This window comes from Bacillus thuringiensis, from assembly GCF_001455345.1.
Lineage (GTDB): Bacteria > Bacillota > Bacilli > Bacillales > Bacillaceae_G > Bacillus_A > Bacillus_A thuringiensis_N.
Genome location: NZ_CP013274.1, coordinates 4,345,344 through 4,367,270, shown reverse-complemented (window position 1 = coordinate 4,367,270; position 21,927 = coordinate 4,345,344). Strand labels below are relative to the sequence as shown.

Below are 21,927 nucleotides of genomic sequence, written 5' to 3'. Positions count from 1 at the left end.
TTTCGTGAGGTAGAAAAACAAGCTATTTACAATTGCGAGTAATCTCAGCAATTGCATCTAGGTGTATTGTAATATAAAATAGTTGAACAGGAGTTTAATTTATTATGGAGGTGCTATGTCTAGTATGAATACGAATGAAAGAATCGTACCCCTCCTACCATTAAGAGGCGTTCTCGTATATCCAACGATGGTTCTGCATCTTGATGTAGGACGTGATAAATCGATACAAGCACTAGAGCAGGCGGCAATGGATGAAAATATCATCTTTTTAGCAATGCAAAAAGAAATGAATATCGATGATCCGAAAGAAGATGACATATATAGTGTAGGTACAGTGGCGAAAGTGAAGCAAATGTTAAAATTGCCGAACGGTACGCTTCGTGTCCTTGTAGAAGGTTTACATAGAGCAGAAGTAGTAGAGTTTATCGAAGAAGAAAATGTAGTACAAGTTTCTATCAAAACGGTAACGGAAGAAGTGGAAGATAATCTAGAAGAGAAAGCTCTTATGCGTACGTTACTGGAGCATTTCGAACAATATATTAAAGTTTCGAAAAAAGTTTCAAATGAAACATTTGCAACGGTAGCGGATGTAGAAGAGCCAGGGAGATTAGCTGATTTAATTGCTTCTCACTTGCCAATTAAGACGAAGCAGAAACAAGAAATTTTAGAGATTATATCTGTGAAGGAACGATTACATACACTTATTTCAATTATTCAAGATGAACAAGAGTTACTTAGTTTAGAAAAGAAAATTGGACAAAAAGTGAAACGTTCAATGGAGCGCACGCAAAAAGAATATTTCTTACGTGAGCAAATGAAGGCGATTCAAACTGAACTTGGCGATAAAGAAGGTAAGGGCGGGGAAGTTGAAGAACTTCGCGAGAAAATTGAACAGTCGGGAATGCCTGAAGAAACAATGAAGGCTGCACTGAAAGAATTAGACCGTTATGAAAAGTTACCAGCAAGTTCTGCGGAGAGCGGTGTTATTCGCAATTATATGGATTGGTTATTAGCACTTCCGTGGACAGAAGCAACAGAAGATATGATTGATCTTGTTCATTCTGAAGAGATTTTAAACAAAGATCATTATGGTCTTGAGAAAGTGAAAGAGCGCGTACTTGAATATTTAGCGGTACAGAAGTTAACGAATTCATTAAAAGGACCTATCCTTTGCTTAGTAGGACCTCCTGGGGTCGGAAAAACTTCGTTAGCGCGTTCAATTGCAACATCATTAAATCGTAATTTTGTCCGTGTTTCCCTTGGTGGTGTACGTGATGAATCTGAAATTCGTGGTCACCGTCGTACGTATGTTGGAGCGATGCCAGGACGTATTATTCAAGGTATGAAAAAGGCGAAATCAGTTAATCCAGTCTTTTTATTAGATGAGATTGATAAAATGTCTAACGATTTCCGTGGAGATCCATCTGCAGCATTACTTGAAGTGTTAGATCCAGAACAAAACCATAACTTCAGTGATCATTATATTGAAGAACCATATGATCTATCGAAAGTTATGTTTGTAGCAACTGCAAATACACTTTCCAGTATTCCAGGTCCATTACTTGACCGTATGGAAATTATTTCGATTGCTGGCTATACAGAACTTGAAAAAGTTCATATCGCTCGTGAACATTTATTGCCGAAACAATTAAAAGAGCATGGCTTACGAAAAGGTAATTTACAAGTACGTGATGAAGCACTTCTTGAAATTATTCGTTATTATACACGTGAGGCTGGTGTTCGTACGCTAGAGCGCCAAATTGCAAAAGTTTGCCGTAAAGCAGCAAAAATTATCGTTACAGCAGAACGCAAGCGCATTGTTGTAACGGAGAAAAATGTTGTTGATTTACTTGGTAAGCACATATTCCGTTATGGGCAAGCCGAAAAAACAGACCAAGTTGGTATGGCGACAGGTTTAGCGTATACAGCAGCAGGCGGGGATACACTTGCGATCGAAGTGTCTGTAGCGCCAGGTAAGGGGAAATTAATTTTAACAGGGAAACTTGGGGATGTTATGAAAGAATCCGCACAAGCAGCGTTTAGTTATATTCGTTCTCGTGCAGAAGAGCTTCAGATTGATCCGAATTTCCATGAGAAAAATGATATTCATATCCATGTTCCAGAAGGAGCAGTTCCAAAAGATGGACCGTCAGCAGGTATTACGATGGCAACGGCACTTATTTCTGCACTAACAGGTATTCCTGTAAGTAAAGAAGTGGGGATGACAGGTGAAATTACACTTCGTGGCCGTGTATTACCAATTGGTGGTTTAAAAGAAAAAACATTAAGTGCTCACCGCGCAGGTTTAACTAAGATTATCTTACCAGCGGAAAATGAGAAAGATTTAGATGATATTCCAGAGAGCGTAAAAGAAAACCTTACGTTTGTGCTTGCATCTCATTTAGATGAAGTATTGGAGCACGCATTAGTAGGAGTGAAACAATGAAAGTAACAAAAGCAGATATTGTAATTAGTGCTGTTAAACCAGAACAATATCCAGACAGTGATTTACCAGAAATTGCATTAGCAGGTCGTTCAAATGTCGGGAAGTCTTCCTTTATTAATAAAATTTTAAATCGTAAAAAGTTAGTGCGTATTTCATCTAAACCAGGAAAAACGCAAACACTGAACTTTTTCTTAATCAATGAGATGATGCATTTTGTTGACGTTCCAGGTTATGGATATGCGAAAGTGTCTAAATCGGAGCGCGCGGCATGGGGGAAAATGATTGAAACGTACTTTACAACGCGTAAGCAATTAGACGCAGCTGTATTAGTAGTTGATTTACGTCACCAACCAACAAGTGATGACGTGATGATGTATGATTTCTTAAAGCATTATGAAATCCCAACAATTATTATTGCGACGAAAGCCGATAAAATCCCGAAAGGGAAATGGCAAAAGCATTTGAAAGTTGTAAAAGAAACGCTTGCTGTTGAAATTGGCGATGAAATAGTTCTATTCTCTTCTGAAACAGGACTTGGAAAAGAAGAAGCGTGGAAAGCAATTCATAAAATGACAAAAACAAAAAACGCGTGACGAATGTCGCGCGTTTTTTTCTTTATATACTTTTAGCGTACGTTTAATGTAACTTCAATATTTCCTCGTGTTGCTTTAGAGTAAGGACATACACCGTGAGCGGCTTCTACAAGTTCTTGTGCTTCGCTATGTGAAACGCCAGCGACATGTACATCAAGTACAACAGATAGGCCGAAACCACCATCTGTATCTTTGCCGATAGAAACGTGAGCAGTTACTTCTGTACTTTCTACTTTCACACGTTTTGTACGAATAACAAGTTGTAATGCACTATCGAAACAAGCGGCATAACCAGCAGCAAATAGTTGTTCTGGATTTGTTGCCTCTCCGCCTGCACCACCTAGTGCTTTCGGCATTTTTACATCAAGATTTAATATGCCATCATCTGAGACTACTTTTCCGTTTCTTCCACCTGTTGCTGTTACTGAAGCAGTATATAATTTATCCATGTTTATTCCCCTTTTCTATCATTAATTGTTTTCATTGTTTCAATTAGTTTATTTAATTGAATTAATAAAGAACGATATTCTTGTTCTGTAATTCCTAAATTTGTTGCCATCGTTGTAGGTAATGAACAAGCCTTTTCTTTTAAATCTTTACCTTGTTCTGTTAATTCAATACAAACTTTCCGCTCGTCTTCTTTGGAACGAACGCGCTTTACAAGTTGTAATGATTCCATTCGTTTTAACATAGGCGTTAACGTACCGGAATCTAAAAATAAACGTTCTCCAATTTCTTTTACTGTGAGTCCATCTTTTTCCCATAGTACGAGTAAAGTGATGTACTGGGGATACGTAATGCCCATTTCTTCTAAATACGGTCGGTAAAAGCGGGTAACTTCTCTAGAACAGGCATAAATAGAAAAACAAAGTTGGTTATCTAGATGCAAAGAATCTTCTGTCATGAATGACTCCTTCCTAATTAGGTTGTGCACAATTCAATTTTGTAAAATCAATATAACGAAAAATTAATACAATGTCAAATACATTGTATTGAGAAAGTGTGTACTATAATTTGGAACAATCATACATATTTTCCTTCACGATGAAAGAAGATAGGAAAGATAATGTTATAATTCATATGGAATAGTTTCCATCACTTGATTATGAGGGCTTTTTTTGGTAACGTACAAATAGAGTTGTTAATTTATAATCATTATAAAGTAGAAAACTTTTTATTAGTTTTACTGAATCTCCTTCATTACATACGGAGAGTGAATAAAAAAATAATCGGTTGTTCACACGATTGTCAGATTCATAAGAGGAAAGTTGTATTATGATAGTAGATAAAGTGATAAAACGGGTGAAGGGGGACATGCTGCGTGCATATTCTTGTTGTTAGTGTAAATTATCGAACAGCCCCTGTAGAATTTCGTGAGAAACTCACATTTCAGGCAGCAGAGCTAGAGCAAGCAATGACGACATTACAAAATCAAAAGAGCGTGTTAGAGAATGTCATTGTATCAACTTGTAATCGCACTGAGATTTACGCTGTTGTCGATCAATTACACACGGGACGGTATTATATTAAGAAGTTTTTAGCTGATTGGTTTCAGCTTGAAATAGAAGAAGTCGCACCATATTTAACTATTTTTGAACAAGATGGTGCAATAGATCATTTATTCCGCGTAACGTGCGGTTTAGATTCTATGGTAGTTGGAGAGACGCAAATTTTAGGTCAAATAAAAGATAGCTTTTTAGAAGCGCAACAAGTAAAAGCAACAGGCACAATTTTTAATGAATTGTTTAAACAAGTCATTACATTAGCGAAACGTGCTCACTCAGAAACGACAATTGGTGAAAGTGCAATGTCTGTCAGTTATGCTGCTGTTGAGCTTGGGAAGAAAATATTCGGCGATTTAACAGATTGTCACATACTTATTCTTGGTGCTGGCAAAATGGGTGAACTTGCACTGCAAAACTTATATGGAAGCGGTGCTCGTAAAGTAACAGTCATGAATAGGACGCTTTCAAAAGCAGAAGTAATGGCTGAGAAATATATGGGACATGCAAAGCCTTTAAGTGAATTACAATGTGCATTATTAGAAGCAGATATTTTAATTAGTTCCACTGGTGCATCTGAGTATGTCATTACGAAAGAAATGATGACAAAGGTAGAGAAAATGCGCTCCGGTAGACCATTATTTATGGTTGATATTGCAGTGCCACGTGATATTGATCCGGCAATTGATGAGCTAGAAGGTTCTTTCTTATATGACATTGATGATTTGCAAGGAGTAGTGGAAGCAAATCGTACTGAACGTTTGAAAGAAGCAGAGAAAATTCAATTTATGATTGAAGAGGAAATTGTTTTATTTAAAACGTGGTTAAGTACACTTGGTGTCGTTCCGTTAATATCAGCTCTTCGTGACAAGGCACTTGCTATTCAAAGTGAAACAATGGAAAGCTTGGAACGAAAAATACCAAACCTTAGTGATCGTGAGAGAAAAGTAATTAGTAAGCATACGAAAAGTATTATTAATCAATTATTAAAAGACCCAATTTTAGTAGCGAAAGAAATAGCTGCTGAAGAGGGAGCAGACGAAAAATTAGCGTTATTTGCAAAAATCTTTGATTTAGAAATGGAAGATGTAGAAAGTTGTGCGGAAGAAATAGAACATAAAAGAGCGTGGACACCATCCGTTCCATCTTTATAACTTGGAAGGATGATCGGATGAGTTTTTTAAATAACAGTATTATTTATCATATTGCAATTATTTTATATGCTTGTAGCATTAGTTTATATTTTATAGATTATTTCCAAAGTAACCGAAAGGCGAACCGATTTGCTTTTTGGTTACTTTCGATTGTATGGGTTCTGCATTCTATTTTTATGTTGCTTAGAGCTACAGATTCAGAAACGAACCCTCTTTTAACTTTATTATCAGGGATTTATTTTTATGTTTGGCTATTGATTACGATGTCGTTAGTCATTAATCGATTTATGAGAATCGATTTTTTAGTCTTTTTTACAAATGTTGTTGCATTTGGCGTAAGCGCTTTTTCTATTTTTACGCCGCTCGGAAAGATGTCGCCCGTACTTGCAGAGCAATTGGTTTCGGAACTTGTATATGTACATGTCGGTATGGCTATTATTTCTTATGCAACATTCACTGTATCGTTCATTTTTTCTATTATGTATTTATTGCAATATCGCCTATTAAAGAAGAAAAAATGGAATGCGAGATTAAGAAGATTAGGGAATTTACCGAAGCTAGAATCGATGTCTTACGGATTAAATTTATTTTCTGTTCCATTTTTCTTACTAGCTATTTTATTAGGATGCATATGGGGATATACAAAATTGGACAATTTCCATTGGTATGATACGAAAGTGATCGGGTCTTTTGTCGTACTATTTGTATATTGTGCTGGCCTATATTTACGAGCGGCAGATGTGTTGCAAGGGAAGAAAATCGTGCAGTGGAACATTGGAGCATTTCTCGTAATGCTAATTAATATTTTTCTATTAAGCAGTTTATCCAACTTCCACTTTTGGTATTTATAATGAGGAGAGAAAATTATGCGCAAAATTATTGTAGGGTCACGAAAGAGTAAATTAGCATTAACGCAAACAAACTGGTTTATTGATCAGTTAAAAGCGCTAGGTTTACCATATGAATTTGAAGTGAAAGAAATCGTCACAAAAGGCGATGTTATTTTAGATGTTACTCTTTCAAAAGTAGGCGGAAAAGGCTTGTTTGTTAAAGAGATTGAACATGCGCTACTTACAAAAGAAATTGATATGGCTGTACATAGTATGAAAGATATGCCGGCCGTACTTCCAGAAGGATTAATGATCGGTTGTACACCGAAGCGTGTTGACCCTCGTGATGCTTTTATCTCAAAAAACGGTGCATCGTTTAAAGAGTTAGCAGAAGGTGCTATTTTAGGTACGAGTAGTTTAAGACGTAGTGCACAGCTACTCGCTGCGAGACCAGATTTACAAGTGAAGTGGATTCGCGGAAATATCGATACACGTTTACGTAAATTAAAAGAAGAAGATTATGATGCAATCATTTTAGCAACAGCTGGATTACAAAGAATGGGCTGGGATGATGAAGTTATTACAGAACATTTAGATGAGACGTTATGTGTACCTGCTGTAGGACAAGGTGCATTAGCGATTGAGTGCCGTGAAGATGATACGGATTTACTACAGTTGTTAGCGCATATAAATGATGCAGTAACAGAAAGAGCAGTGGCAGCAGAACGAGTATTTCTTCATAAACTTGAAGGTGGATGCCAAGTTCCAATCGCTGGATATGCAACTCTTACAGAAAATGATGCAATCGAATTAACAGCTCTTGTCGGGTCTATGGACGGTTCTGTTTTATTGAAAGAGACAGTAGTAGGAACTGATCCAAAGGAAGTAGGATTAGAGGCTGCGGACCGTTTAATTAAACAAGGCGCAAAAGAACTCATTCTTGCTGCAAATAAGGGGCAACAATAAATATGAACGCTCTCGCTGGCAAAACGGTATTGATTACACGTGCCCAGCATCAAGCAAAACAAATGAGTGTAGCGGTGAAAGAAAAGAGCGGAATTCCATTGGAAATTCCGCTTTTGCGTATGGAAGGTATGTCTCATAGGCAAATTCACCATATAGCAGGGCAGCTGCATTCGTATGACTGGGTTATTTTTACGAGCAAAAATGGGGTAGCTTTTTTTCTAGATCGTTTGGGAAAGAAGCTACCCGTAACGACTAAAATTGCTGCAGTAGGCGTGAAAACAAAGTTAGAGTTAGAAAAGCGGGGTTATGAAGTGGATTTTGTTCCAACTTCATTTGTTGCAGAAGTATTTGCAGAAGAGTTTGTAAAAAAATTAAGTGGAAACGAATGTATTTTATTTCCGAAAGGGAATTTAGCAAGAGATGTTATTCCAGTTGCACTTCGCGAAATGGGTGTTTCTCTAGATGAGCTAATCGTATATGGTACGAAAGAAAATGTAGAGAAAAAGCGAGAGCTTATAGAAACGTTAGAAACAGAGAAAGTAGACATTATTACATTTACGAGTCCTTCAACTGTTACTAGTTTTGTTCGTTTACTTGAGGGGACAAACTGGAGAGAATGGACAAAAAAATGTACAATTGCTTGTATAGGGCCTATTACGGAAAAAGAAGCGAGCCTTTATTTTCCGCATATTATTATGCCGAAAGAGTACACTGTAGAAGCATTACTACAATGCATTTGTGAATCTATAAAGTGAAACTTTAATTAGTGGGGTCTTACTGCCCGCAAATAGCGGGATAAAATAAAAGAATGGGGATAGAAATCTATGAACTCTTTACAATTTAATCGTCATCGTCGCTTAAGACAAAGCGGGGGCATGCGTGCGCTTGTGCGTGAAACGTTTTTACATACGGAAGATTTTATTTACCCTATTTTTGTATTAGAAGGAGAGAATGTTCGTAATGAAGTGCCTTCTATGCCAGGCGTATATCAAATGTCTTTAGATTTATTGCAAGCTGAAATGCAAGAAGTTGTTGATTTAGGTATTCGTTCTGTTATTGTATTTGGTTTACCTGCTGAAAAAGATGAAGTTGGATCATCAGCATATTGTGATCATGGAATTGTGCAACGTGCGATTCAGCAAATTAAAGGTGAATTCCCTGAGCTAGTAGTAGTTGCGGATACATGTTTATGTCAATTTACAAGCCATGGTCATTGCGGTGTAATTGAAGATGGTATTATTTTAAATGACGAGTCTCTTGCAGTTCTTGCAAAAACAGCTGTAAGCCAAGCGAAAGCAGGAGCAGACATTATTGCGCCATCAAACATGATGGACGGATTCGTAACAGCAATTCGCCACGCATTAGATGAAAATGGTTTTGGACATGTACCAGTTATGTCGTACGCTGTGAAATATTCATCAGCGTTTTATGGGCCATTCCGTGATGCGGCACATGGTGCACCGCAATTTGGTGATCGTAAAACATATCAAATGGACCCAGCGAACCGCATGGAAGCATTCCGTGAAGCAGAATCAGATGTAATGGAAGGGGCAGATTTCTTAATTGTAAAGCCAGCTCTTTCTTACTTAGATATCGTTCGTGATGTGAAAAATAACTTTAATTTACCAGTCGTTGCTTATAACGTAAGCGGTGAATATTCGATGATTAAAGCGGCAGCGCAAAATGGTTGGATTAATGAAAAAGAAGTTGTACTTGAAAAATTAATTAGTATGAAACGCGCAGGAGCAGATTTAATTATTACGTATCATGCGAAAGATGCAGCAAGATGGTTACAAGAAGGAGGCGCTAAATAATGAAAAAGTTTGATAAGTCGATTGCAGCGTTTGAAGAAGCGCAAGATTTAATGCCTGGTGGCGTAAATAGCCCAGTTCGTGCTTTTAAGTCTGTTGGTATGAATCCGTTGTTTATGGAGCGTGGAAAAGGCTCTAAAGTATATGATATCGATGGAAATGAATACATCGATTACGTATTATCATGGGGTCCTTTAATTCATGGACATGCAAATGATCGTGTTGTAGAAGCGTTAAAAGCTGTTGCTGAAAGGGGTACAAGCTTTGGTGCCCCAACGGAAATTGAAAATAAGTTAGCGAAACTTGTTATTGAGCGCGTACCGTCAATTGAGATTGTACGTATGGTTAACTCTGGAACAGAAGCGACAATGAGCGCGCTACGTTTAGCGCGTGGTTATACAGGCCGTAATAAAATTTTGAAATTCATCGGTTGTTACCACGGTCATGGGGATTCGTTATTAATTAAAGCGGGTTCTGGAGTGGCAACACTAGGTTTACCAGATAGCCCTGGTGTACCGGAAGGTGTAGCAAAAAATACGATTACAGTAGCGTATAACGATTTAGAAAGTGTGAAATACGCTTTCGAACAATTCGGTGATGATATCGCTTGTATAATTGTAGAACCAGTAGCAGGAAATATGGGTGTTGTTCCTCCACAGCCAGGATTTTTAGAAGGTCTTCGTGAAGTAACAGAACAAAATGGTGCATTGCTTATTTTTGATGAAGTAATGACAGGATTCCGAGTTGCTTACAATTGCGGACAAGGTTATTACGGTGTAACACCTGATTTAACTTGTTTAGGTAAAGTAATCGGTGGTGGATTACCAGTAGGAGCATACGGTGGTAAAGCAGAAATTATGCGCCAAGTTGCACCGAGTGGACCGATTTATCAAGCAGGTACTTTATCAGGTAATCCACTTGCAATGGCAGCGGGTTATGAAACGTTAGTACAGTTAACGCCAGAATCATATGTAGAATTCGAGCGTAAAGCTGAAATGTTAGAAGATGGTTTACGTAAAGCGGCTGAAAAACATGGTATTCCGCATTATATCAACCGTGCGGGTTCTATGATTGGTATCTTCTTTACAGATGAACCAGTTATTAATTACGATGCAGCAAAATCTTCAAACTTAGAATTCTTTGCGGCTTATTATCGTGAAATGGTAGAACAAGGTGTATTTTTACCGCCATCTCAATTCGAAGGTTTATTCTTATCGACAGCACATAGTGATGCAGATATTGAGGCAACGATTGCAGCGGCTGAAATTGCAATGTCAAAATTAAAGGCTTAATTGAATAAAGAAAATCGCTCTCCATAAGGGGAGCGATTTTTTTTTATTCATAAAGTCAGCTTTCCGTACATAAATCTGTAATGACATATAGTTTGGGAGGGGGAAAAGAAGTGGCAACAGATCATTCATTACGTTTCTCATTAAAAGAATCTGTTTGGTTCCAAAAAGGACAGGAAGTCGAAGAACTTTTGTCAATTTCGTTAGATCCAGACGTTGAGATAGAAGAGCTTGATCATGAAGTTATCGTGAGAGGGCAATTAGATTTAACGGGAGAGTATGTTGCACGGCAAGATGATTCAGCCCATTCATTAAGAGATCTATCACCAGCGAAGTCAATTGATTATGTCGAAACAAGGGAAGATGGGGTTAATGAACTTGTTCATTCCTTTCCGCTTGAAATATCAATTCCAAGAAATCGAGTGAAAGTAATTGAAGAACTATATGTATCCATCGAAGAATTTGATTACGAATTAAAGGAAAATGGTTGCTTACAATTACTAGCGGATATATCTATTACAGGTTTATGTGATGAAGAAAGAATCGAGGATGAAGAGGAAGAAACGGCGTATGCTGAGTTAGAAGTTGATTCAGTACAAGAGGATGAAAATAGACCAACGCCGCACATAGAAGAACCAGTCTATAAGGAATCGGATGAATGGGAAGATTACGCATTTGAACCGTTTCAACTAGAGGAAAGAAAAGAACAGGAATTAGAAGAAGAGGAAATAGAAGAACATGAATTTGTGGAGCGTGAAGAGGAGAAAGAAACGACGCCACAATTTGAATTGTTCGGACGAAAAGATTTCAAGAAAGAAAAAGCGAAAAAGCAGGAAGAGCAAGAAGAAGCGTACTCACAGCGAGATGAAAATGCGCTTTATTTAACACAATTATTTACGAAAGAACCGGAAGAAGAATTTACGAAGTTAAGAATGTATTTCGTGCAAGAAGGGGATACAATTGAATCTGTTGCAGAACGTTATGATACATCTGTACAAAACTTATATCGTGTAAATCAATCGGAAGATATATATTTAACTACGGGACAAATTATTTATATTCCCGTTTCAAGGGCAAAGGCGAAATAAGGGAGTGAGTGTTTTCACTCACTTCTTTTCCTAGAGTCTACGTTTTGAATAGAAAGGGTTATTCGTATGGATATGGAATTACGAAATCGCTATGAACCCATTGTAAGACAATATAGATTGGATACGCAGCATATGGAAGAACACGGAAGTGTAACGAAAATTTACACGAATCAAGGTCCATATGCACTCAAGAAAATAGAAGGCAGAAAGTTAGAGCGGAATAACTTTCTGCATCATATCCAATATTTGAAGGAGAAAGGTTTTTCAAATTATGTACCTATATACCATGCGACGGATGGAAATTATATTTTAAGCGACGGTACGTATAATTATTATTTAATGCCTTGGTTAGAACGTGCGGAAGGTAACGGCGAGGATAATGATCAATACCATAAAATGTTTCAGACTCTCGGAACGTTGCATCAAAAAACGGTAAAAGAAGAAACGTATACAGAAGAGGATTTAGAAAAACATTATACAAATATATCCGATCGCTGGGAAAATGATGGCGAGATGTTAGAAGAGTTTCTTGTAGAATCGGAAGCGAAGTGGTATATGTCTCCGTTTGAATTGCAATATTGTACGTACTATCATCATGTAATGAGGGCGCGTGAGTTTGCAACGAAGCAATTAAATGAGTGGAACGATGCGATGAAAGAAAAAGAGACAACACGTATTACGTTTGTACATGGTAATGTATCACTTAATCATTTTTTATTCGACTATGAGCGTAATGGCTATTTTATTAGTTTAGAAAAATCAAAGTTTGCAACACCTGTGCAAGATATTGTAGGGTTTTATTCTCGGTCGTTAAACACATATCCAATTGCGCGAAGTGATCGGTTTGAATGGTATCAAATGTACCAAAAAAATTTCCCTTTTACGAAAGAAGAGCAACTTCTCATGTTTGCTTATATGACGTATCCATCGCAATTTATTCGGCAAATCCAGTCTTATAAAAAAAGAAGAGAGAATCGCAATGAGGAAAATGAAATTCGCGGAGTAAAGAGTTTGCAACAATCGCATTGGCTCGTTAGCAATATAGAATATTTCCTTTCGCAATTACAAGCTGCCCAGCAAGGGAACGGATAAAGAAGATAAGTAGAGGGTGCTACTTATCTTCTTTTTTTGCCTGAAAAGCTGTAGTATTAAATTTATCTTGACGAATAAGGTTTCGTTTTTTACACTATTGTATATAATAATTAACAATCATATAAATGCCTTGAAGGGGAAGAGTATAACAAGAAACGTCTTCAGAGAGGAGAATCATTAGCTGGGAGATTCTCTAGATAGTTATGTTAGAAGGTAGCCCTGGAGCATCTTTTCTGAACGGAATAGTTCTCATTAGGAAAAGACGGATTTGTCCGTTATCAAATTAAGAGTATAAGCAAATTCCTGAATTTGTTTGTAAATAAAGGTGGTACCGCGATGTCCCTCGTCCTTTTTTTGGATGAGGGACATTTTTTATTTCAAGGAGGGAAAATAATGTCAAACACGGAAAAGAATTTACCAACTAAATATGATCATATGTCCGTTGAAGAAGGCCTTTATCAGTGGTGGCTAGAAGGCAAATATTTTGAAGCAACAGGAGACGAGAAGAAACAACCGTATACAATTGTAATTCCACCTCCGAACGTAACTGGTAAGTTACACTTAGGTCATGCTTGGGATACAACTCTTCAAGATATTTTAACTCGTACGAAGCGTATGCAAGGTTACGATGTATTATGGCTTCCAGGAATGGACCATGCTGGTATTGCAACACAAGCGAAAGTAGAAGGAAAACTTCGTGAAGAAGGTATTTCACGTTACGATCTTGGCCGTGAGAAATTCCTTGAAAAAGCTTGGGAATGGAAAGAAGAATACGCTTCTCACATTCGTCAACAATGGGGGAAAGTTGGTTTAGGACTAGACTACTCTCGCGAACGTTTCACATTAGACGAAGGTTTATCAGATGCGGTTAATAAAGTATTCGTTCAATTATACGAAAAAGGCTTAATTTACCGTGGTGAATATATTATCAACTGGGATCCAGCAACACGCACAGCTCTTTCTGATATCGAAGTAATTCATAAAGAAGTTCAAGGTGCATTCTACCATATGAACTATCCGTTAACAGATGGTTCTGGACATATTCGTCTTGCAACAACTCGTCCAGAAACGATGCTTGGTGATACAGCAGTAGCGGTTCATCCAGAAGACGATCGTTACAAACATTTAATCGGAAAAACAGTTACACTTCCAATCGTAGGTCGTGAGATTCCAATTATTGCTGATGAGTATGTAGAAAAAGACTTCGGAACAGGCGTTGTAAAAATTACACCAGCTCATGACCCGAATGATTTTGAAGTAGGTAACCGTCATGACTTACCACGTATTTTAGTAATGAACGAAGATGGATCGATGAATGAAAAAGCTGGTAAGTATAACGGCATGGATCGTTTCGAGTGTCGTAAAGCGTTAGTGAAAGATTTACAAGAAGCAGGCGTATTAGTAGAAATCGAGCCTCATATGCATTCTGTAGGTCATAGTGAGCGTAGTGGTGCAGTTGTTGAGCCGTACTTATCAACACAATGGTTCGTAAAAATGGCTCCACTTGCTGAAAAAGCAGTAGCGCTTCAACAAAAAGAAGAAGAGAAAGTAACGTTCGTACCAGAGCGTTTCGAAAACACATACTTACGCTGGATGGAAAACATTCATGACTGGTGTATTTCTCGTCAGTTATGGTGGGGACACCGCATTCCAGCTTGGTATCATAAAGAAACTGGTGAAGTATACGTAGGTACAGAAGCGCCAGCAGATATTGAAAACTGGAATCAAGATAACGACGTACTTGATACATGGTTCAGTTCAGCGTTATGGCCATTCTCAACACTTGGTTGGCCAAATGAAGATTCAGCAGACTTCAAACGTTACTATTCAACAGATGCACTAGTAACTGGTTATGACATCATCTTCTTCTGGGTATCTCGTATGATTTTCCAAGGTTTAGAGTTTACAGGCGAGCGTCCATTTAAAGATGTATTAATTCACGGTTTAGTTCGTGATGAGCAAGGACGTAAAATGAGTAAATCTCTTGGTAACGGTATTGATCCAATGGACGTTATCGAGAAGTATGGTGCAGATGCAATGCGTTTCTTCTTATCAACAGGAAGTGCACCAGGTCAAGATTTACGTTTCAGCATGGAAAAAGTAGAATCTACTTGGAACTTCATTAATAAAATTTGGAATGCATCACGTTTCGTATTAATGAACATGGATGATATGAAGTATGAAGAAATCGATTTAACTGGTGAAAAATCGGTTGCGGATAAGTGGATTTTAACTCGCTTAAACGAAACAATCGAAAGCGTAACACGTAATATGGATAAATATGAGTTTGGTGAAGCTGGTCGTTCATTATACAACTTCATTTGGGACGATTTCTGTGACTGGTACATTGAAATGGCGAAACTTCCTCTATACGGTGAAGATGAAGCGGCTAAGAAAACAACTCGTTCTATTTTAGCTTACGTATTAGACCAAACAATGCGTCTATTACACCCATTCATGCCATTCGTAACAGAGAAGATTTGGCAACATTTACCGCATGAAGGCGAATCTATTACAGTAGCAGCGTGGCCAACAGTTCGCGAAGATTTACAAGATACAGAAGCTGCAGCAGAAATGCACCTTCTAGTTGATATCATTCGCTCTGTTCGTAACATTCGTGCAGAAGTTAATACGCCAATGAGCAAAAAAGTTCAAATGCAAATTAAAGCAAAAGATGAGGCTGTACTTGCTCAACTTACGAAAAACAGCTCTTACATTGAGCGTTTCTGTAACCCAAGCGAATTAACAATTCAAACGGATTTACAAGCGCCAGAAAAAGCGATGACTGCAATCGTAACAGGTGCAGAGTTATTCTTACCGTTAGCTGATCTTATCAATCTTGATGAAGAGAGAGCGCGTCTTGAGAAAGAACTTGAGAAGTTCGATAAAGAGGTAGAACGTGTACAGAAGAAACTTTCAAACCAAGGTTTCGTAGCGAAAGCTCCTGCAGCAGTTATTGAAGGAGAGCGTGCGAAAGAGCAAGATTACCTAGAAAAACGCGAAGCAGTTCGCCAACGTCTAGCAGATCTTGAGAAATAAAAATGTTTTTTAGAGACTCACTATATTGGTGAGTCTCTTTTCTTTGCGTATAATAGAATGATGAAGGTTGTCTTTTGAAAGGGGAAAGCATACGTGATACATACATACGAAGAAGCGATAGGCTGGATTCATAGTCGGTTGAAGTTTGGTATTAAACCAGGATTAGAAAGAATGAGATGGATGCTAGAAGAGCTTGGAAATCCAGAGCGTCATATAAAATGTGTTCATCTTGCTGGTACAAATGGAAAAGGTTCAACGTTAACATATATGCGCTACATGTTAGAAGACGCAAAATATAAGGTAGGGACATTTACCTCTCCTTATATTGAAACATTTAACGAACGTATTAGTGTAAACGGAACACCAATTGCAGATGAAGAGATTACTGAACTTGTAAAGATGGTAAAGCCCGTCGTTGAAAAACTAGATGAGACGGATTTAGGGGAAGCGACTGAGTTTGAAATTATTACTGTTATGGCAATTTGTTATTTCGGTAAAGTCAATTTTTGTGATGTTGTTTTATTTGAAACAGGGCTTGGAGGGCGCTTTGATTCTACGAATGTGATTCACCCTGTTCTCACGATTATTACAAATATTGGTCACGATCATATGCATATTTTAGGTAATACACTAGGAGAAATTGCATATGAAAAGGCTGGTATTATTAAGTCAGGTGTTCCGGTTATTACTGGTGTGAAAGATGAGGAAGCATTGCAAGTCATTCAAAAGGTTGCAAAGGAAAAACATGCAAACTTATACGAGATGGGCAACCATTTTACTGTGTTACATAAACAGTCTAGCGAAGATGGAGAACAGTTCGATTTCTCTTGTCCTTTCGCCTCTTTTGAAGATGTGCGAATCTCAATGAAAGGCAGTCACCAAGTAGGAAACGCAGCACTTGCATTGATGGCAGTCATGTATGTAAAAACATACTTATCATTTTTAATTGAGGAAGAAGAAATAAGAACGGGATTACAGGAAGCGTATTGGATTGGGCGCTTTGAACAATTGCAAAGTAATCCAGATATTATTATAGATGGTGCTCATAATCCAGAAGGTATTGAAAGCCTTGTGAAAACGGTAGAATCACATTATAAAGATAAAAATGTAATAGTTTTATTTACTGCCCTTGGTGATAAGCAATTGCATAATATGGTAGGGCAATTAGAAACCATTGCGGATGAAATTATTTTTACAACATTCGCCTTTGATCGTGCTATTTCTGCTGACAAGCTTGCATCGTATGCAAAGAAAGAGTCAAAATTAGTTTTTGAAAATTGGAAAGAGGCAATTGATAAGAAGGTTGAAATGATTGGAGAAAATGATGTTTTTATCATAACAGGTTCTCTTTATTTCATTTCGGAAGTTCGAAAATATATTCGCGAGAAAAACTAGATAGTCTTTGCTATCTGGTTTTTTTGTTCTACAAATGAAGTCAAATGCATACATATAAGATAAATATATAGGGTTATTTGGCGAATTCCTCTGACAAATATCTCGTTTTTTTGTGAAATGAATATGATATGATGCGGACAACGATAAGAGGTGAGGTGTGAGTGTATGGACAAGCAATCACGAACGATCTCAGTGAAAGTGAATGGAACAGAAGCAAAGTATGAGGAGAAGAAGAAAGATGAATTTGAATGGATGGTAGTAGAAAGTGAAAGACCGAAAAACGTTGTTCCGTTTCAAAAAGCGAAATTAGTATCTAAGGAAAAAAAACGAAAGAAGTGGAGCAATACGTTAATTGCAATCGTTGCAACTGCGATTATTATTGGGACGGCGTTTGGGATGGGAATGCTACAGTTACTTAAAGGGCAAGGTGCAACAGGGGGAAGTGAAGTAACAGCTTCGAAGCAGATGCGAAATGAAGAATCAAAGGTGGGGGGAACGGCAGGACAAAAACCGGCACCAAAAGAGGAGAAACAAAAAGCGCAGACAGGAACGTCATTAGATCCAATGAAATTATTTTTTGTTCAAGGAGGAATTTATTCTTCCGAGGAAAAGGGACAGGCTGCTCTTGAAGAGTGGAAAGGTAATGGAGGCGTAGCAGCTTTAAAACCGAGCGGTGATAAGTATGCGTTAGTTGTTGGTATTGCTAGCGATGAACAAGGCATAAATCAATTAATGACGCAGTATAAAAATGAGAATGTCTCCGTATTGAAAAAGAGCTGGGAAATAACAGATAAAGTGTTACTAAAAGACGATAAAGAAGTTGGGGCATTTTTAACACAAGTACAGCCATTATATACTCATTTAGCAAAATATGCTTCTAGCGTACAAGCCAGTGGAAAAAGTAATGCCAAAGATATAGGTGTGATTGAAAAAGAGTGGAAAGCGATTGAAAAAGAAGGGAAAAGTATGAAGCAGGAAGAAGCAAAGAAATTGTATATGTATACGTCAGTTGCTGTGCAAACAGTGAAAGACGGAAAAGGTGATAAGGAATCTTTGGTGAAATTAAATCAAGTTATTATTGATGGTATACTTTCGTACGAAAAAATTGTTTCACAAAAGGTAAAATAATAGGATAATGAAATGACGAAGGAAGAAGTATAGGTACTTCTTTCTTTTCTTTTGAATCTAGAACAAAGTACTTTCTCTATGGCAGGAATATAATCGTATTTTAGTAAAGAAGTATTATTTTGTTTAGAGAAAATAATATTTCTTTCATTTGTGGACAAACTATTTCTTTGATAGGATTGTTGTAAATTATTCTGCTTCATGTGAGAAAGGGAGGAGAAAATATGAGAAAAATTATTTTAGCTTCAGGATCACCTCGCAGGAAGGAATTGCTTGAATTAGCAGGTGTGCCATTTGAAATTATAGTAAGTGAAGTAGAAGAAACGATAGGTGCGTATTCATCACCTGCGGATATTGTGATGTCCCTTGCTCTGCAAAAAGCATCCGTGGTAGCAGAAAATAATAGTGATCATATTGTGTTAGGTGCAGACACAATTGTTACATATGAGTCGCGTATTCTTGGAAAGCCATCTAATGAGGCTGAGGCGAAAGAAATGTTGCAATTATTATCAGGGAAAACACATGAAGTATATACTGGTGTTGCAATTATAGCAAAAGACAAAACAGTCACTTTTTATGAGCGTACAGAAGTTACGTTTTGGGAATTAACAGAAGCGGAAATTGACGCATACGTTGCATCGAAGGAACCTCTTGATAAAGCAGGAAGCTATGGGATTCAAGGAAAAGGTTCTATTTTCGTTCAACATATTCAAGGGGATTACTATAGTGTAGTCGGCCTACCAATTGCACGTCTCGTTCGGGAATTAAAACAATTTGATACTGATATAGCCCATGCGTAAAAGTGCATGGGATTTTCTTTGAGAGAACAAATAAAGGGGTGGGGAGATGAACGGTATTCGTGATGTTGTAAGGGAAGAACAGCCACGGGAGCGTTTATTGTTAGAAGGAGCTGGGAGTTTATCAAACCGAGAGCTTCTTGCAGTATTACTCAGAACAGGTTCTAAAGAAGAAACAGTTTTAAAGTTATCAGATAAAATTTTGCATCACTTTGATGGTTTACGTATGTTGAAAGACGCAACGTTAGAAGAGTTAGTTAGTATACATGGTGTTGGGATTGCGAAGGCATCACAGCTCATGGCTGCTTTTGAACTAGGTAGAAGAATGGTACGTTTAGAATATCAAAATAGATATAGCATACGAAGTCCGGAAGATTGTGCAAGATATATGATGGAAGAAATGCGATTCCTTCAGCAGGAGCATTTTGTATGTTTATATTTGAACACAAAAAATCAAGTTATACATAGACAAACGATTTTTATTGGAAGTTTAAATACGTCAATTGTACACCCGCGAGAAGTTTTTAAAGAAGCATTTCGCCGAGCTGCAGCCTCTATCATATGTCTCCATAACCATCCCTCAGGAGATCCCACGCCGAGCCGAGAAGATATTGAAGTAACAAAGCGCTTAGTAGAATGCGGCCGGATTATCGGAATTGAAGTGCTTGATCATATTATAATAGGTGACCATAAATTCGTGAGTTTAAAGGAAAAAGGTCATATTTAAGACTATGCTTTTTACTTATTTTGTTTTATAATGTGATTTATGAGTTTTTTGTAGAAAATTATCTACAAAAAGGATAAAGATATAAAAAACGTACTGTTTTTATAATATAAAGTAAGAAAAAATGAGTCCGTGAAAACAAGAAAGGAAGATAAATAATATGTTTGGATTTGGTGGCTTTACTCGCGATCTTGGAATAGACTTAGGAACTGCGAACACGCTTGTATACGTAAAAGGAAAAGGTGTAGTGTTACGTGAACCTTCAGTAGTAGCGTTACAAACTGATACGAAACAAATCGTTGCTGTAGGTAGCGATGCGAAACAAATGATTGGTCGTACACCAGGAAACGTTGTGGCACTTCGCCCGATGAAAGACGGTGTAATTGCTGATTACGAAACAACAGCAACAATGATGAAATATTACATTCAACAAGCTCAAAAATCAAATGGATTCTTCTCACGTAAACCATACGTAATGGTATGTGTACCTTCTGGTATTACAGCTGTAGAAAGACGTGCAGTAATCGATGCGACTCGTCAAGCGGGTGCTCGTGATGCTTATCCAATCGAAGAACCATTTGCAGCAGCAATCGGTGCGAACTTACCTGTTTGGGAACCAACTGGTAGCATGGTTGTTGATATCGGTGGCGGTACAACAGAAGTTGCGATCATTTCTTTAGGTGGTATTGTAACAAGTCAATCAGTTCGTGTTGCTGGTGATGATATGGATGATTCAATCATTCAGTACATTAAGAAAAGCTACAACTTAATGATTGGTGAAAGAACAGCTGAAGCATTAAAATTAGAAATCGGTTCTGCAGGCGAGCCAGAAGGTATCGAGCCTATGGAAATTCGCGGTCGTGATTTAGTAAGTGGTTTACCAAAAACAGTACTAATTCAACCTGAAGAAATTGCAGATGCATTAAAAGATACAGTAGATGCGATTGTAGAATCAGTTAAAAATACGTTAGAGAAAACTCCACCTGAATTAGCGGCAGATATTATGGACCGCGGTATCGTATTAACAGGTGGCGGGGCATTGCTACGTAACTTAGATAAAGTTATTAGTGAAGAAACAAATATGCCGGTTCTTGTTGCAGAAGACCCATTAGATTGCGTAGCAATTGGAACGGGTAAAGCATTAGACAATATCGATCTTTTCAAAACTGCTGCTCGATAATATTGCAAAATAAAAATCAATGAAATTAAGAGGGTGTGAACGTGCCACAGTTTTTCTTAAACAAAAGATTAATTGTTTTGTTAGTTAGTATTATTCTTCTCGTGGCATTGATTGGAATCTCATTGAAAGAACGGAACAGTTTAACATGGCCAGAGCAGTTTGTTAAAGACACTGTCGGTGTTGTAGAACGTGTATTCCAAAAGCCAGCGAAATACGTAGCTGGATTCTTCGAAAATGTAGAAGATGTAAAGCGCACGTATGAAGAAAATAAAGAATTAAAAGCAAAATTAGATAATTATGCAGAACTATCAGGAAAAGTAAAACAATTAGAAGATGATAAAAAGAAACTACAAGAGTTAACGGGTAAAAAAGAGCTAAATAGCAATTATACTGAAATTCCAGCGACTGTTGTTTCTCGTAATCCAGATAAATGGTACGATTTAATTGGAATTGATAAAGGAGCACAGCAAGGAATTAAAAAGGATATGGCTGTAGTAACTTCACAAGGTTTAGTTGGACGAGTGAAAAGTGTATCTCAGTTTACATCATCAGTAGAGTTGCTAAGTTCTATGAGCCGAACAAATCGTGTTTCTGCTATCGTACAAGGTGATGAGAAAATCTTTGGATTGATTGAAGGTTATGACAAAGAAAAGCACTTACTTCTTTTCACAAAGATCGGCTCTGATGCAAACGTAAAAGCAGATCAATTAGTAGTAACATCTGGACTTGGTGATATTTTCCCAAGAGGTCTTGTAATTGGAACAATCGTTGATGTTCAGCCGGATGCATACGGCCTAACACAAACAGCTTATGTAAAACCTGCCGCTGATTTAAATGACGTAGAGCATATTATGGTTGCTAAACGTGAAACGCCTTCAGCGCCATTAGAATAGGAG

The 21,927-nt window shown here is 37.6% G+C and carries 19 protein-coding genes and 1 other annotated feature; of the genes, 17 read left to right on the top strand and 2 right to left on the bottom strand.

The window, feature by feature from the left end; all coding sequences use genetic code 11:
• The first annotated feature begins 115 nt into the window (after positions 1 to 115).
• Together lon and ysxC are read left to right on the top strand one after the other, a co-directional pair.
• A complete protein-coding gene (gene lon / locus ATN06_RS22770; protein WP_060632419.1) occupies positions 116 to 2,446 on the top strand; it encodes an endopeptidase La in 2,331 nt (776 codons plus the stop codon).
• On the top strand, positions 2,443 to 3,039 hold the full coding sequence (gene ysxC, locus ATN06_RS22765; RefSeq protein ID WP_000869118.1) for a ribosome biogenesis GTP-binding protein YsxC: 597 nt from the start codon (positions 2,443 to 2,445) through the stop codon (positions 3,037 to 3,039). Before lon ends, ysxC begins: the two co-directional genes overlap by 4 nt.
• Positions 3,040 to 3,071: 32 nt before the next feature.
• Here ysxC and ATN06_RS22760 read toward each other — a convergent pair whose 3' ends face one another.
• Both ATN06_RS22760 and ATN06_RS22755 read right to left on the bottom strand, forming a co-directional pair.
• On the bottom strand, positions 3,072 to 3,488 hold the full coding sequence (locus tag ATN06_RS22760; RefSeq protein ID WP_060632418.1) for an organic hydroperoxide resistance protein: 417 nt from the start codon (positions 3,486 to 3,488) through the stop codon (positions 3,072 to 3,074).
• A gap of 2 nt (positions 3,489 to 3,490) precedes the next feature.
• The gene (locus tag ATN06_RS22755; RefSeq protein ID WP_060632417.1) at positions 3,491 to 3,943 is read right to left on the bottom strand and encodes a MarR family winged helix-turn-helix transcriptional regulator; all 453 of its coding nucleotides are present in this window, start codon (positions 3,941 to 3,943) and stop codon (positions 3,491 to 3,493) included.
• A 417-nt stretch (positions 3,944 to 4,360) separates the two neighbouring features.
• Between ATN06_RS22755 and hemA the strand changes: the two genes are divergently transcribed.
• The 15 genes from hemA to mreC all read left to right on the top strand — a co-directional run bounded on the left by hemA (position 4,361) and on the right by mreC (position 21,924).
• Entirely contained in the window at positions 4,361 to 5,695 is a 1,335-nt protein-coding gene (gene hemA, locus ATN06_RS22750; RefSeq protein ID WP_060632416.1) for a glutamyl-tRNA reductase, read from the top strand.
• A 17-nt stretch (positions 5,696 to 5,712) separates the two neighbouring features.
• Complete coding sequence (locus tag ATN06_RS22745) at positions 5,713 to 6,546, top strand: cytochrome C assembly family protein (RefSeq protein WP_000008996.1); 834 nt, start codon at positions 5,713 to 5,715, stop codon at positions 6,544 to 6,546.
• Positions 6,547 to 6,561: 15 nt separating this feature from the next.
• Positions 6,562 to 7,491, top strand: coding sequence for a hydroxymethylbilane synthase (gene hemC / locus ATN06_RS22740; protein ID WP_060632415.1), 930 nt, complete (start codon positions 6,562 to 6,564; stop codon positions 7,489 to 7,491).
• Positions 7,492 to 7,493: 2 nt separating this feature from the next.
• A complete protein-coding gene (gene hemD / locus ATN06_RS22735; protein ID WP_060632414.1) occupies positions 7,494 to 8,246 on the top strand; it encodes a uroporphyrinogen-III synthase in 753 nt (250 codons plus the stop codon).
• Positions 8,247 to 8,315: 69 nt separating this feature from the next.
• Positions 8,316 to 9,305, top strand: coding sequence for a porphobilinogen synthase (gene hemB / locus ATN06_RS22730; RefSeq protein WP_029440033.1), 990 nt, complete (start codon positions 8,316 to 8,318; stop codon positions 9,303 to 9,305).
• A complete protein-coding gene (hemL, locus tag ATN06_RS22725; protein WP_060632413.1) occupies positions 9,305 to 10,594 on the top strand; it encodes a glutamate-1-semialdehyde 2,1-aminomutase in 1,290 nt (429 codons plus the stop codon). The genes hemB and hemL overlap by 1 nt, the downstream gene beginning before the upstream one ends.
• An 80-nt stretch (positions 10,595 to 10,674) precedes the next feature.
• Positions 10,675 to 11,679 carry a stage VI sporulation protein D gene (gene spoVID / locus ATN06_RS22720; protein ID WP_140350528.1) on the top strand — a complete coding sequence of 335 codons (1,005 nt, stop codon included), beginning with the start codon at positions 10,675 to 10,677 and terminating at the stop codon, positions 11,677 to 11,679.
• Positions 11,680 to 11,745: 66 nt separating this feature from the next.
• Positions 11,746 to 12,771, top strand: a complete 1,026-nt coding sequence (gene ysxE, locus ATN06_RS22715) for a spore coat protein YsxE (RefSeq protein ID WP_060632411.1) — start codon at positions 11,746 to 11,748, stop codon at positions 12,769 to 12,771.
• Between the two features lie 121 nt (positions 12,772 to 12,892).
• Positions 12,893 to 13,125 (top strand) — a binding site (T-box leader).
• A 39-nt stretch (positions 13,126 to 13,164) separates the two neighbouring features.
• Positions 13,165 to 15,810, top strand: a complete 2,646-nt coding sequence (locus tag ATN06_RS22710; protein ID WP_060632410.1) for a valine--tRNA ligase — start codon at positions 13,165 to 13,167, stop codon at positions 15,808 to 15,810.
• A gap of 93 nt (positions 15,811 to 15,903) precedes the next feature.
• Complete coding sequence (locus ATN06_RS22705) at positions 15,904 to 17,205, top strand: bifunctional folylpolyglutamate synthase/dihydrofolate synthase (RefSeq protein WP_060632409.1); 1,302 nt, start codon at positions 15,904 to 15,906, stop codon at positions 17,203 to 17,205.
• A 165-nt stretch (positions 17,206 to 17,370) separates the two neighbouring features.
• Positions 17,371 to 18,333 carry a hypothetical protein gene (locus tag ATN06_RS22700; RefSeq protein WP_060632408.1) on the top strand — a complete coding sequence of 321 codons (963 nt, stop codon included), beginning with the start codon at positions 17,371 to 17,373 and terminating at the stop codon, positions 18,331 to 18,333.
• Positions 18,334 to 18,554: 221 nt separating this feature from the next.
• Complete coding sequence (locus ATN06_RS22695) at positions 18,555 to 19,130, top strand: Maf family protein (RefSeq protein ID WP_060632407.1); 576 nt, start codon at positions 18,555 to 18,557, stop codon at positions 19,128 to 19,130.
• A 46-nt stretch (positions 19,131 to 19,176) separates the two neighbouring features.
• Positions 19,177 to 19,854 carry a DNA repair protein RadC gene (gene radC / locus ATN06_RS22690; RefSeq protein ID WP_060632406.1) on the top strand — a complete coding sequence of 226 codons (678 nt, stop codon included), beginning with the start codon at positions 19,177 to 19,179 and terminating at the stop codon, positions 19,852 to 19,854.
• Positions 19,855 to 20,011: 157 nt separating this feature from the next.
• On the top strand, positions 20,012 to 21,031 hold the full coding sequence (mreB, locus tag ATN06_RS22685; protein WP_000466737.1) for a cell shape-determining protein MreB: 1,020 nt from the start codon (positions 20,012 to 20,014) through the stop codon (positions 21,029 to 21,031).
• Positions 21,032 to 21,072: 41 nt separating this feature from the next.
• Positions 21,073 to 21,924: a rod shape-determining protein MreC gene (gene mreC, locus ATN06_RS22680; protein WP_060632405.1), complete on the top strand. Its 852-nt coding sequence runs from the start codon at positions 21,073 to 21,075 to the stop codon at positions 21,922 to 21,924.
• The last annotated feature ends 3 nt before the right edge of the window (positions 21,925 to 21,927 follow it).

What these genes read in the sequence shown, in the direction of transcription:
- lon (WP_060632419.1), top strand. Translation starts at nt 116, where the DNA reads ATGTCTAGTATGAATACGAATGAAAGAATCGTACCCCTCCTACCATTA.
- ysxC (WP_000869118.1), top strand. Translation starts at nt 2,443, where the DNA reads ATGAAAGTAACAAAAGCAGATATTGTAATTAGTGCTGTTAAACCAGAA.
- ATN06_RS22760 (WP_060632418.1), bottom strand. Translation starts at nt 3,488, where the DNA reads ATGGATAAATTATATACTGCTTCAGTAACAGCAACAGGTGGAAGAAAC.
- ATN06_RS22755 (WP_060632417.1), bottom strand. Translation starts at nt 3,943, where the DNA reads ATGACAGAAGATTCTTTGCATCTAGATAACCAACTTTGTTTTTCTATT.
- ATN06_RS22745 (WP_000008996.1), top strand. Translation starts at nt 5,713, where the DNA reads ATGAGTTTTTTAAATAACAGTATTATTTATCATATTGCAATTATTTTA.
- hemC (WP_060632415.1), top strand. Translation starts at nt 6,562, where the DNA reads ATGCGCAAAATTATTGTAGGGTCACGAAAGAGTAAATTAGCATTAACG.
- hemD (WP_060632414.1), top strand. Translation starts at nt 7,494, where the DNA reads ATGAACGCTCTCGCTGGCAAAACGGTATTGATTACACGTGCCCAGCAT.
- hemB (WP_029440033.1), top strand. Translation starts at nt 8,316, where the DNA reads ATGAACTCTTTACAATTTAATCGTCATCGTCGCTTAAGACAAAGCGGG.
- hemL (WP_060632413.1), top strand. Translation starts at nt 9,305, where the DNA reads ATGAAAAAGTTTGATAAGTCGATTGCAGCGTTTGAAGAAGCGCAAGAT.
- spoVID (WP_140350528.1), top strand. Translation starts at nt 10,675, where the DNA reads ATGACATATAGTTTGGGAGGGGGAAAAGAAGTGGCAACAGATCATTCA.
- ysxE (WP_060632411.1), top strand. Translation starts at nt 11,746, where the DNA reads ATGGATATGGAATTACGAAATCGCTATGAACCCATTGTAAGACAATAT.
- ATN06_RS22710 (WP_060632410.1), top strand. Translation starts at nt 13,165, where the DNA reads ATGTCAAACACGGAAAAGAATTTACCAACTAAATATGATCATATGTCC.
- ATN06_RS22700 (WP_060632408.1), top strand. Translation starts at nt 17,371, where the DNA reads ATGGACAAGCAATCACGAACGATCTCAGTGAAAGTGAATGGAACAGAA.
- ATN06_RS22695 (WP_060632407.1), top strand. Translation starts at nt 18,555, where the DNA reads ATGAGAAAAATTATTTTAGCTTCAGGATCACCTCGCAGGAAGGAATTG.
- radC (WP_060632406.1), top strand. Translation starts at nt 19,177, where the DNA reads ATGAACGGTATTCGTGATGTTGTAAGGGAAGAACAGCCACGGGAGCGT.
- mreB (WP_000466737.1), top strand. Translation starts at nt 20,012, where the DNA reads ATGTTTGGATTTGGTGGCTTTACTCGCGATCTTGGAATAGACTTAGGA.